The organism is Rhodosalinus sp. FB01 (genome assembly GCF_041365715.1).
GTDB lineage: Bacteria > Pseudomonadota > Alphaproteobacteria > Rhodobacterales > Rhodobacteraceae > Rhodosalinus.
Map to the genome: position 1 here is coordinate 67,732 of NZ_JBGFSH010000001.1, position 13,533 is coordinate 81,264.

At 69.7% G+C, this 13,533-nt stretch carries 1 protein-coding gene; it reads right to left on the minus strand.

From position 1 onward, the window contains the following. Window positions 1-110 precede the first annotated feature (110 nt). Window positions 111-13,049, minus strand: coding sequence for a VCBS domain-containing protein (locus tag AB6A65_RS00300; RefSeq protein WP_371036354.1), 12,939 nt, complete (start codon window positions 13,047-13,049; stop codon window positions 111-113). Between the last annotated feature and the right edge of the window lie 484 nt (window positions 13,050-13,533).

Sequence of the window (13,533 nt, forward strand, 5' to 3'; positions counted from 1 at the left end):
GCGTCCCGTGACCGATTTGGCAAGCGCCCGCAAGACCCGGGGGGCGGCGCGAAACGCCGCCCCCCCCCTGGCGATCATCCTGCGCTCCCGTGGCCGGGGGCCTTCGCCGCTCAGAAGAGCTCGATGTCGCCCTCGTTGAACCCCGTGAGCACGGAAGCCGAGTTGAACTCCGCGAGCTTGTAGTCAGCCACGCCGTCGGCGTCCTCGTCGAACCAGAGCGCGCGCGTCGTCGCGAAGTCGTCGAGGATGAAGGTCGCCTCGCCTGGCGTCGCGCCGAAATAGGTCTGCGTCGTGGCGTCCACCGAGGCGTTGACGAAGTTGTTCGCATCGAGCAGCCCCGCGGTTTCCGCATCGAGCAGGGCGCCGAAGGCCGACTTGTCGATCCGGATGCCATCGCCGTCGGCGGTGGAGTAGGACGCGATGAGGTCGGTCCCCTCGTCGGGGGCGCGGAACTCGAACCTGTCGGCGCCGGTGCCGCCGTTCAGCGTGTCCGCCCCGGCGCCGCCGTAAAGGAGGTCGTCGTTGTTGCCGCCGAAAAGCTCGTCGGCACCGGCCCCGCCGAACAGGCTGTCGTTGCCGTCGAGGCCGAGCAGCGTGTCGTCACCAGCACCGCCGCCGAGTTCGTTGGCGTCCATGTCGCCGGTCAGCGCGTCGCCGAAATCCGTGCCGAAGACGCGATCGATCCCCGTCACCTCGTGAACCGGCGCCGCGCCGGTTTCCTGGAACGTGCCGGTTGTAAGCGAGACGGTCACCGCAGCGGTATGGTCGGTGAAGGACAGGAGGTCATTCCCGCCGCCACCGTCGATGGCGAAGACCGTCCCGCCGGTGAGCCCCGTGACGCCGAAGCTGTTCGCAGCGGCACTGCCCGAGACGTCGAGCGTCTCGATGCCCGAGAACGTCACCGTGTCGGAGAAGCTCGCCGGCACCGGCTCGTAGGAGAACGAGGCGGCCCCAAGCGCGAAGTTGCCCGACCCTGCTCCGCTGCCGTCCACCAGAAGCGTGTCGTCGTCGGCCCCGCCGATCACCGAGTCGTCGCCGTCGCCCGGCGTCCAGACGAACAGGTCGTCCCCCGCGCCGCCGTCGAGGGTGTCGTTACCGGTGAAGCCGTTAATCAGGTCATCGGCATTGGTGCCGACGATGCTGTCCGCCTGCGTCGTGCCGTCGATGAAGACGATCTGCCCGGCGGGCAGCGTCACCGTCAAGCCGCTCAGATCGACGCTGCCGTCCGCCGCCGTCTCGTCGAAGAACGAGCCCGGATTGGCCGCCGTGTTGGGGGTGCCGCTGGGCGACTGGTCGGCCATCGGGTCGATGCCCACCGGTGTACCCCACAAGGTGCTGTCCACGTCCACGCTCGAGTTCGCGACCGAAAGACCCGTCATGTCCGTGTAGCCCTGGACGTAGAACGCCGGTTTCCGCGCCTCGCCTGACAGGGTGAGGCCGTCGATCGTCACGGTGCCGATGGGCGTGAGGACGTCGTAGCTTCCGACCGAGGATCCCGGCGTCGGCGTGAGCTGGTCGTAGAGCGGACCGTCGAAGCCTGCCATCTGGAACAGGTAGTCCGCGCTCGTCGCGCCCGAGATCGCGTTCGACGAGGTGACGTTCGTGATCGTCGCATCGCCGTCGAACTCGAAGAACACGATATTGCCCGCGTTCGACGAGGTTTGCGCATTGTCGATGAAGCTGGAGCCGATCAGCACCACGCTCTGCACCCCGGCCTGATCGTAGGCGCTGCTGGCCTTGCGACCCGACACGAGCAGACCGGAGCCGCCCGCGCCTTCCACGCGGACGCCCTCGATCCGCAATGTGCCCAACACCTCTTGGTCCGCCGCCGTGATGCCGGCCCCTTCGACCGCGAGATCCTGGAAGGCCACCTCGCCCGAGGCGTTGTCTGCGGCGAGGTCGACCGAGAGACCGCTCGTGAACACCGTGTCGGCAGCGGTCGCGCCGTCGCCCTGGCCAATGACGGTCACAGCCTTCGTGAGGGCCGCGCCGGCATAGCTGCCCGATGCCACGAGGATCGTATCGCCAGAGACCGCCGCCGCTTCCGCCTCCGCGAGGCTCGAGAAGCCGCCATTGGCCGCGTCGTCCACCAGCAGGACGGTCTCGCCGCCGATCTCCACCCGCTCGATGCCGAAAAGCGTGTCGGTGTCGGTGCCGTCGGTGACCTCCCAGGCGCCTGCGGGTTCGTTCCACGAGAGCGTGAAGCCCGCGCCGTAAGTGGCCGTATCAACGGTGGTGTTCGCGTCGTCCGCCGTGTCGGTGCCGCCGTAGAGCGTGTCCGACCCGGCGCCGCCGTCGAGCGTATCCGCGCCCGCGCCGCCCGAAAGCGTGTCGTCGCCGCCCGCGCCGTTCAGCGCGTTGTCGCCGGCGTCGCCCGTCACGGCCTGCGCGACCTCGTTGCCCGTGAGCGTGAGCCCGGATCCGCCGGAAACGAGCGCCTCGATCTCGGCACCCACGGCGAGCACGTAGTCCACCGAGGCCTCGACCGTGTCGCTGCCCTCGCCCGCGGCCTCCAGCACCACGTCGAGGGCGTCGTCCACGACGAAGCTGTCGTCGCCCGCGCCACCGTCCATGGTGTCTGCGCCGCCACCGCCGTCGAGCTGGTCGTCGCCGTCGAGGCCGGTGAGGCTGTCGTTCGCCGCCGCGCCGAGCAGGATGTCGTCGGCATCGCTGCCTTCGACCGCAAAGGGCGTGGTGAGCGTATCCGTCGCCTGGTGCCACACCCCGACGCCGTAGCTATCGGTCACGTCGACATTGGTGACCGCGTTGTTCTCGATCAGGATCTGATCGGGCGTGATCTCGCCGACGGCGAGAATGCCGACATCGGTGCCGTCGATGCTGTTTCCGGAGATCTCGCCTCCCGAGACGGCGCCGGAACTGTCGGCAACATAGATGCCGATGACCTTGGTCGCAGGCTCGGCGCCGTTGGGGCTGGTGATCTGGTTGCCCGTCACCGAGAGATCCGTGCTATCGAACAGGAGCATCGCGCCGGAATAGACCGAGTCCGACCCGGCATAGCCGATCCCGTTGATCGCGATGCCCGAGATCGAGCCCGTGGACCCCGACGTCTGGATGCCGTTCTGTGCGATGACGGGCTGCGCGCCGCCGCCCTGCACGGTGACGCCGGACACATCCAGGTCGGCCTGCCGGAATGCGGTCGCGTTCTTCTGGAAGTCCTCGATCGTGCCGCCCGACATGCCGAAGGACATGAGCGTGTCGTTGTCCACCCGCACGCCCACGCCACGCTGGTTGCCGGACACCACCGGGAAGCCGTCCACCGTGGTCCCGCCCGGGTAGGCATCGCGGATGCCGGTCACGTTCACGTCGGTGAGGCCGCCGGAGGCGTTACGGTAGTTCACGCCCACGAAATTCCCGCCACCGGTGACGACGCCCGCCTGTCCGTCACCGTCTACGGTGACGTTCTCGATCTGGACGTTCGCGGAGTCGATCACGTCGACCACCGCCCACACGCCGCGGCCCGAGCCTGTGGTCGACGTCTGCACCGCTGCGGCGTCCGCCTCGACCGTCACGTTGCCCTGACCGATCAACGTCAGTTCGTCGATGCCGTCGATCACCACTTGGCCGGTGTAGGTTCCCGCGGAGACGAGGATCGTGTCGCCGGCCTGCGCCTCGTCCACCGCCTCCTGGATGGTGTCGAAGCCGCCGTTGCCCACGAGGAGGGTGCGCGAGACCAGCGTGCCGGAGCCGTCGCGGGTCTCGACGATCTCGATATCCTTCAGCGTATCCGTGCCCTGGCCCGTGGCGAGGCCGGTGGCGTCCACCTGCCAGCCGTCGAACGCGGCGCCGCCCACCGGCTCCGTGCCGGAGACGGCCGAGATGTCGGCCGTGCCGATCTCGTCGGCCGCGCCGCCGAGATAGACGGCCACGTCGCCCTCGCCCGGGTCGGCCGCGCCGTTCAGCGACTCGAGCCCGCCGTCGAGGTAGTCGTCGCCCGCGCCGCCCGTCAGCTCGTCATTGCCCGTCTCGGCCACGGTGGGCTGTCCGGGCTTCTCGGAGCCATAAAGCTCGTCGTCGCCCGCGCCACCCGACAGGCTGTCGTCGCCCGTCTTGCCGTGCAGACGCTCGTTCGCCGCCGTGCCGATGATCGTCGTGTTCACATCGGCCTGGTCGATCTTCTCGCCCTGCAGCTCGGCCACGATCCCGGAACCCGCGGGGTAGGTGATGCCGTAGGCGGTGGCGTCGATCGTGGCGTCGGTCACGCCGTCGATGTTGAAGAGCGGCCCCCAGGCGCTTTCCGCGCCGGAGAAATCGAGGCCCGAGATCGAGAGCCCGTCGATCTCGCCGAAGTTGAACACCGCGACCGGGTTCTTGTGATAGGCGCCCGCGACCGTGACGTTGGCGAGGCTCACCGTGCCGAGATCCGGCGGCGTGCCGCCGTTGACAGCGCTGCCGCCCGCGACGTTGCCGGTGATCTCGATGGCGTTGTCGGGCCGGTCGGCCGTGGCCGCGCCGCTCGCCGCGCCGTCGAAGGTGACGTCGGTGAAGCTCGCATCGCCCCAGAAGCCGAAGAGCTTCGCATCGGCGGTGTTCCCGCCACCTGCCCCGTTGTCCGAGAAGGCGACGTTCGTCACCACCACGGCGGCCGCGCCCATCAGGCCGAGCGCCGTGTCGCCGGTGACGTAGAGCGCCACGTTGCCGAGGCCGCTCAGGGCCCCGTCCTCCACCGTAAGGGTGCCGACATTGGCCACCTCGTCGAGGAAGATGCCGTTCGTGCCGCCCGCGATGTCGAGGTTGACGAAGGAGAGGTTCCCGCCGCCGGTGTCCTGATCGACCGTGAACGCGTTGCCCGAGGCCGGCGCGATCACCGCGCGGTTGCCGTCGATGGTGACGCCCTGGAAGGTGAGCGCCTTGCCCTGGGTGTCCACCGTCTCGTCGAAGGCGGTGGGCTGGCCAAGAATCTGCACCGTCATGCCGTCGGCGGTCGAGGCCGCGTCCACCGCCGCCTGGATGCCGGCGTAGGCCCCGACGAGCGCGCCGGAGCCGTCCACCACGCGCACCGGCGCGGTGAGGTCGATGTCGGTGTCGTCGAAGCGCAGCGTCTCGACATCGGCCGCGATCTCGATCGCGTCCGTGCCGTTGTCCATCGTCACCGCGCCGTCCGCCGCGACGGCGTAGCTGTAACTGGCCGCATTGCCGACCACATCCACGATATCGTCGCCCGCGCCGCCCGACACCGTGTCCGAGCCGCCCTGGGTGGCGAAGAGGTTGTCCTCGTCGTTGCCCGTCATGCTGTCGGACTGGGCCGAGCCGATCACGTTCTCCACGCCCGAAATCGCGGCGAAGCCCGTCGCGCTCTGCCCCGACCCGCTGTCGTTCAGGTCCACCGTGACGCCGGTTGTGAAGTCCGAGTAATCGACTGCGGCGCCCACCAGCGTGCCCCAGGCCGGCAGGGAGAAGGCGCTCTCGCCCGTTTCGCCCGCGTGGTAGGTATATCCGGCCGCACCGTCGTTGACGGCGAAGGAGTCGTTGCCGCCGCCCGACTCGAAGGTCAATGTCACGGCGTCGCCGGCCGCGAGGTTCCACGCGATCAGGCGATCGTGTCCGCCCCCGCCGAGGCCGCTCGCGTCATCCGGCCCGACGAAGACGTCGGTCACCCCCTCGACCGCGAGATCCCCGCTGACGAATACGTCCGAACCGCCATCGCCCAGGAACACGCGGATGTTCTCGATGTCGTTCGCCTGAACCCCGTTGGTGAAATCCTGGATCGTCACCCCCCCGGAGACGGGCGCGTCGATGGCGATGTTGCGGAAGCTCGTGACCGGGTCGGCCGTGCCATCGGCCGGGCCGAGCGACCCGTCCGGGAAGACCGCAGAGAAGATCACGGTGTCCCCGCCCGCGCCATTGGTGCCGCCGTCGACGATCGCGGTGCTGCCGGGCCCGGCAACATGTGTGAAGTGCACGAAGGTGTCGTCGCCCGCCTCGCCCGAGAGGGTGTCGATCCCGCCGCCGCCGAAGATCAGGTCGTCGCCCGCGCCGCCCTCGATCGTCTCGCTGGCCGCCGTGCCGATCAGCGCGTCGCCCACGAAGCCGCCCGGATCGCTGTCCGAGCCGATGATCGTGCCGTCGGTCCCAACGCCGTTGACGACCGTGCCCGCGTTGCCGAGCGGCGCGAAGGCCGGGCTGGTGCCGTAGCTGCCGCCCGTCACGTTCACGCCGGTCAGGTCGATCGCGGAGGGCGTGGGCGAGCCGGTGACATTCGCGCCGAAGGTCGGATTCACGTAAAGGCCCGTCCACGCGGCGTTGCCGTTCAGCGTGAGCCCGCCCGAGAAGTCGAGGCCCGCCAGGTCGTTGTAGCCGTGCACATAGGCCAGCGTCTTGGCGTAGTCGCCGGTGATCTGGACGTCGGTGAAGGTCACGTCGCCGATCGGCGCGTCGATGGTGTCGCCCGCGCCGTCGTCGTAGCCGGCGACCTGGATGCCGTTGTCCCCGCTGCCGGAGCCTTCGGCGGTGACCCGGAGGAAGTCCGCGTCGCCCAGGAACTCGAAGAGCGTGATGTCGCCCGAGCCCCCGGAGGTCGGCGCGAGGCCGTTCTGACTGAGGTCCACGTCGGTGAAGCTGACCGACAGACCGGTGCCGCCCCCGTTCACCAGCACGCCCGCCTGGTCGTAGCCGGTGATCGCAACGTCGGCGACGACCAGCGCGGCGAGCGGGTTGGCGGTGCCGTCGCGGCTGCCCGTGTAGCGCAGGCCCACATTGGCGCTGCCCGCCGCGGCGTCGAGCGTCATGTTCTCGACCCGGAGCGTGCCCGTCGCCGCGTCGAGCCCGGAGGCGCCGGTGGCCGTGGAGAGCGAACCCAGCGTCACCTCCGTCGGGTCGGCGCCCGCGCCGATCAGCGACACCGCCACGTCGAGCGAGACATCCTCACCATAGCTGCCGGGCGCGATCAGGATCACGTCCCCGTCCTGGGCGGCGTCCACCGCCTCCTGCACCGTGGCGAAGCCGCCATTGCCCACGAGGTGGATCGCGCCGCCGGCATGGGCGATCGTCTCCATGCCCTCGAGCTGGTCGGTGCCCTCGGCGCCGGCGGAAACCTCCCAGCCCGTGCCGGAAAGCACGATATCGGCCTCATCGAGCGTGCCGGCGTAGCTCGCCGTGTCGATGCCCGCGCCGCCGTCGAGCGTGTTGTCGCCCGCGTTCCCCGCGCGCGCGTCGTCCCCCGAGCCGCCGGTGACGTTCTCGAAGCCCGAGATCGCCGTGGCCGGCGCGCCCGCCGCCGTGGCAGCCGCGCTCGGCGTGAAGCCGGTGGCCGTGCCCGCGCCCAGGGCGACGGCGACGGACTCGGTGGTGCCGCTATAGTCGAGCGTATCGGAGCCGGTATCCCCGGCAAGCGGCGCCAGGGTGCCGCCCGCGCCCGGCGTCGTGTCCACATGGGCCGTCACCGCCTCGATGGAGGAGAGGCTCGCCCCGTCGAGCGACGTGATGACGCCGCCCAACACGCTCACGCCCACCGCGTCGTCGCCCGCATCCGCGTCGAGCAGCAGCAGCGCGTCCGCGTCGTCGCCCCCGTCGAGCGTGTCGCCCGCGCCTTCGCCGCTGAACTGGATGAAGGAATCCGCGCCCGCGCCGCCGCTGGCGGAGTCCGCCCCGGCCCCGCCGAGGAGCAGATCGTCGCCCGCGGCGCCGTCCAGCGTGTCGTCGCCCGCGGCGCCCGAGATCACGTCGGCCCCGTCGTCGCCGGTAAAGACGTTCGCTTCGTCCGCGCCGTTCGCGCCCACCGAGATCTCCGGCGCCGTGGCCGCGGCATTCGTGACGCGCAGTCCCGGCGCCGCGCCCGCGTCGAGATCGCCGCCGATCCCGTCGATGTTGAGCCCGGCGAAGGCCGCGGTGACGGCGATGTCGAGCGATCCCGCCGGATCCGCGCCCGCGAAGGTCAGGCCTGAGAGGTCGGTGAAGTTGTAGATGGCCACCCCGGTCTTCGTGAAGGCGCCGGTCACCGTGACGCCCGAAAGGGTGATCGTGCCTGCCGGCCCCGGCGTGTCGAGACCGCGAAGCTGGATGCCGTTGTCGGCGCCCGCGCCGCCGGTGACGGTCACGTCGGTCAGCGTGACGCCACCCGTGTAGCCGAAGAAAGTGAGCGCGCCCGAGCCGTTGGAGCCCGAACTTCCGTTGCCGCTGAAGGCCGCGTTCTCGATCACGATCGCGTCGACATCGGCCGCCGTGTTGGCCGCCTCGACCGGGTTCGCGCCGCTGCCCACCAGAAGGCCGTGGCTCGCCCCGCCCGTCACGTCGCCGTCCCGAAAGGCCACGCTGTCGTAGTCGGCGCCCTCGTCGATCGAGACGCCCGCCCCGTCCGTCGCCAGAACGTCGACATTGCCGATCTCGACCGACTGCCCGGCGCCGCCGCCGGTCACGTCGATGCCCGCGACGCTCACGTCGCCGAGGCCCCGGATGGTCACGCCCTTGTCGAGCACGAGCGTCTCTGATCCCGAATAGGCCGTCTCGCCCGGCCCGCCCGCGCCGTTCACCAGGATGGTGTCGCCTTCGGCCGCGGCGTCGATCGCCGCCTGGATGGTGGCGAAGGTGCCCGCGAGGGTCGTCGCCCCCGGCGTGCCGGAGAAGAGCTGCACCGCGCTGTCGAGGCGAAGCTCCGCATCCGCGAAATCCAGCACCTCGACGCGTGTTAGGGTGTCGGTGCCTTCGTCCGCCGGGCTGCCTGCGGCCCCGTCCGTGTCCTCGACGCTCGCAAAGCCCGTGACGAAGCCCGAGGCGTCCGCCGACGTGGTGACGGTGTAGGTCGCGCGCAGGTCGGCATAGGCGGCGGTGTCCACGCCGTCCCCGCCGTCGATGGAATCGTCGCCGCCACCCCCCATCACGGTGTCGTCGCCGCCCGCGCCCGAAATGGTGTCGTCGAGATTGCCGCCCGTGAAGCTGCCCGCGCCGTCGCCGTCCGTCACGTTCGCCACGGCGGCGAAGGTCACCTCGACGGGCGCGGACGTCGCGCCGGATGTGTCGGTGACGGTCACGGTGACCACCCGGTCATTCGCGTTGAACCCGAAATCCGTCTCGCCGGCGATGACCTGCACCTGCTGGAGGACCGACTGGGCGAGCGAGGCGGACATCGGGCTGCCCGATGGCGCCTCGATCACGAAGTCCGCGGCGTTGCCGTCCCCGCTCAAGGTGAAGCCCAGGGTTTCGAGGAAGCCCTGGAACCCGGCATCGAGGAAAACCGCGTCGCCCGCGTCGAGGCCGGTGTCGCCGGGCACGCTGCTGGCGTCCACGGAGAGACCGAGCGTGATGCGCGCGATCCCGCCCTCCGGGTCGCTGCCGGTGGCCGCCCCGGCGACCGCCTCGGCGACGCCGGCCGTCACCGTGCCCGAAAGCGGCGAGACCGCGAGGGTCGGCGCGTCGTTCGCGCCATTGACCGTCACGGCCAGAACCGCGGTGTCCGACCCGCCTTCCCCGTCGGTGATGCGGTAGGAGAACATCTCCACCGGCGCGTCGCCCGCGCCGAGGGCGTTCACGGCCGCCTGCTGCGCCGCGCTCACGCCGAGCGTGTATGTGTAAGCGCCGTCCGCACCGAGCGTCAGGTCGCCATAGGTCCCGGACACCGTTGCGCCCACGTTCAGGGCCGCACCCTGTACCGCGGCCACGGCAAGCGTGTCCGCCGTGTCGACATCGCTGTCGGCCTGGTCGCCGGGGCCTTCGCCGGTCAGGACGTTGCCTGCGACCGTTTGCGCCGCGTCTTCGGTGACCTGTGCGGCGTCGGCATTGGCCACGGGGCCGTCATTGGTGCCCGTCACCGTGACCGTCAGCTGCGCCGACGCGCTCTCTGTGGGTGTTCCGTCATCGACGGCGGCGTAGGTAAACACGTCCGTCACCGATTCTCCCGCGGCGAGACCCTGGGCCGCCGCGTTGTCGAGCGCGTAACTGTAGGCTCCCGTCGCCGCGTCCACCGTCAGTGTGCCGTGGCTACCGACCACGACGATCTCTCCGCCGCTGGGCGCGGTTCCGTCCACCTCGGCCACGGCCAGCGTCTGCCCCGCATCGGGGTCGTCGTCGTTCGCCAGAAGGTTGCCCGCCGCGGTGGTCATGACGTCTTCGGTCACGCCCACGGCGTCGTCCTGGGGCAGCGGCGCCTCGTTCTCGTCCGTCACCGCCAGGGTGAGCGGGGCCGTGTCGTCCGGCGCGCCGCCCAGGCCCGCGTCGTCCACCTCGACCGTCACGTCGTAGGACGCCTGCGCCTCGAAGTCCGGGCTCGCGCCGACGTAGAAGAGCTCCGTGCCCCCGTTGCGCAGCTCGAAGGCCCCCGCGTCCGCACCGGCGAGCGACAGCGCGTTCGTCCCGAGCGCGTCGTCCGTTACCGCGATGTCGGCGACCTTCACGCCCACGCTCGTGTCCGTCCCCTCGGCGATCCCGGAAACCACGTTCGACAGCGCCACCGACGGCGCCTCGTTCTCGTCCGTCACCGTCACCGTGAGCGACTGCACCGTCGCGTTCACGCCGTCCGAGGCGGTCACCTCCACCTCGTAGTCGTTGCCGCCGTCCGCGTCGCCCGGCGCCTCGAAGTCCGGCGCCGCCGCGAAGCGCAGCTCGTTCCCGTTCACCAGCTCGAACAGCGCCCCGTCCGCGCCGCCCGTGATCTCGAAGCTCACCGGGCCGCCCACCGTGTCCACATCCGTCGCCGACAGCGTCAGAACCGGAAGACCGCCCTCCGCAACCGACGCCGACGCCGCGCCCGAGAACACCGGAGCCTCGTCGTTCACGTCCGCCACGGAGACGGTGAAGAGCGTGTCCGCCGTGCTGCCGTCCGTCGAGGTCGCCGTGACCGTGATGTCCGCCGTCGGCTCGCTCTCGAAGTCGAACACCGCGCCGGCGGCAAGACGGACCACGCCCGCGGCGTCCACCTCGAAGCGGGCGTCGTCCACCGCGTAACTCACCGTGTCCGAGCCGTCCGCATCCCCGGCGAAGACGGTGATACCGACCGCCTCGCCGCCGGCGGCCGTGCCCTCCGTCACCCCGTTCTCCGAGGCGTCCACGTCCACGGGAACGGTCACGTCGAACTCATCGACGTCCAGCACCTCGATCGTGCCGGTGGCGAGGAAGGTGAGCCCGTCACTGTCGGTCACGAGCGCGCTGAGGGTGATCTGGGTTTCGGCCTCGTAATCGAGCGCGATGCCGTCCACGAGCTTCAGCTGCCCGCCGGCGACCTCGAAACGGTCATCGGAGAGCTCGAAGGTGAAGGTGTCGCCCTCGTTGGGGTCGGTCACGACGATATCGCCCACGACACCGCCCGGTGCGTTCTCGGCGATCGTGTCGTTGAGCAGCTCGACATCCGTCGGCGCCTCGGGCCCCTCGGCATCGACGATCACGTCCGACGCAACGAGGACCGTTTCGCCGCTGTCGGAGACGAAGACCCGCAGCGGCTCGCCCGAGACCGGCGAACTGGCGGTGCCTTGCTCCGTCCAGAATCCCAGAAGGTCGAGCGAATCGTCGGCCCCGCCGATCACGACCATCTCGTTTCCGCCGCTCACGGCCGTAATCGCGGCCACGTCGAGAGTGAGCGACCCCGCGACGCCGTCGAGATCCACGACCTGGATGTTGCGCGTCGCGGCCTGCTGCCCCGGGACGGTCAGATCGAGCGTGTCGAGCGGGCCGGTCAGTATCAGCCTGTTGAACGCGCCCCCGCCCCCGTCGATATTCGCATAGCCGGCGGCCCCGATCTCGAAGCGGTCGTTGCGCGCGCCGCCCGTCATGTCATCGCCCGCGCCGATGCCCACGAAGCGGACGATCTCGCCCGTTTCCGCGCTGGCGTCGACACGATCGGCCGAGGCGCTCAGCAACACGGCAAGCGAGGAGCCGACGGCGAACCCATCGGACAGCGTCACGTCGGCCCCACCGCGCAGCTGCAACTGCTCGAACCCGGTCACGTTGACCATGTCGAACGCGCTGACCGATCCCGCGCCGAGCACGACGAGCCGATCCACGCCCGCACCGCCGTCGAGGTTGTCGGAGACCGTGAATTCGTCCGCGTCGATGAGCACGGCATCCCCCGCCGCGCCGCCAACGAAGGTTCCCGCCGCGGCGCCGAAGCCCGCCACGACGCGCACGTCGACAAGGCCGCTCGCATCGAGTTGCTGCAATCCGCCCTCCGCCGCGTAACGCAGCTGTCCCGAGGACGTCATCGTCTCGACGAGCGTGATGTTGGCGGGGTCCGCGCCGACGCGCACCTGCTCGACATTCGTGAAGGCCGACATGGCGGCCGCGCTCAGCGTGCCGCCGCCGACAAGGCGCACCACGTCCGTGCCGGCGCCACCGTCGAGGTCATCGCTGGCATCGAGATCGCCCGAGGCCGGGTCCACGAAGAAGAAATCCTGGCCCGCGCCGCCGATCACGCGATCCGTGCCGCCCCCGACGCGGTAGAGAACCGTGTCCGCCAGAACGCCGCTCGCATTCACGACCTCGTCGCCTGGACCGGTGGCCGTGACGCTGATCTGACCGGTGTCGCCCAGCCCGTCTACCAGTTCGACGGTCGCGCCGGCCCCCAGTTCGAACACGTCGATACCGCTCACGTTGGCGAGATCGGCGGCGGTCAGCGTCATGCCCGGGTCGAGCTGGAACGTGTCGCTGCCTGCGCCCCCGGCGATCGTGTCGCCCGAGGTGATATCGCCGCCTGCGATCTGGAACAGCTCGGCCACCGCGCCACCGGCGTAGCTGTCGTCACCGAGCCCGAGGTTGACGCGAAGCTGGATCGAGGGCGCCGACACGGCGCTGGAATCGATGACGTCGTTCCCGTCGCTTGCCAGCAGGCTGAAGGCCGGCGCGTCGGCAGACGCCACGAACGCGTCCGGCAGGGTGAGTTCCGTGGGGGCCGTGAGGACCACGCGCTCGAACCCGGCGACATTGGCGAAATCGTCGGCGACGAGAACGCCCCCGTCCGTAAAGCGCAGGCGATCGACGTCCTGCGGGCTGGACGAGCCGGTGAGCACATCCGCATTCGACAGGTTTTCGATCGTTCCGAAAACGACATTGACCTCGCCGGTCACGCCAGTGAAGAAATCCGCCCCGGACGTCAGTTCAAAAGATGCCATATCGTGCCCGCTCCCGGTTTCGACCCGCACCGCGAGGGACCGCGGCGCCTTTCAATTCGCGTCGGCCGGTCAGAAGGAAGATCTTGAAAAAGGCTCGGCGCCGTCCCGGAAGGAACACGCTTTTAGTGTGCCCGATTCACTGCCCTTCACACCGCGTGGCTTCTGCCATTCTCGCCGGAGACCTGCCTCGAAATTATTTTTACCATTTGTTAACGATTTCTCAACCTTGTTGTGGGCCGCCGGGAGCAAATCATCACAACTTGGGCAGATTTTTGAATAGCTTCAATGCGATGTCCGATTTCGGAACGCATCGAAATCGCCATCTTTCGCGAGAAGTCTACGTGGAAAGATAACCTGAAATTGCATTTACTTTTCAAAAATATATCGAGAAGAGAATTCCACGCCCCAAGCGGACCGGACATGTCATTTCCATGAGGGGCACTCCCACGCGGACGCACGGCTTGCCGAATGATGGCGAGCACCG

Excerpts from the sequence above, each read along its gene's own strand:
- AB6A65_RS00300 (WP_371036354.1), bottom strand. The coding sequence starts at position 13,049 with ATGGCATCTTTTGAACTGACGTCCGGGGCGGATTTCTTCACTGGCGTG.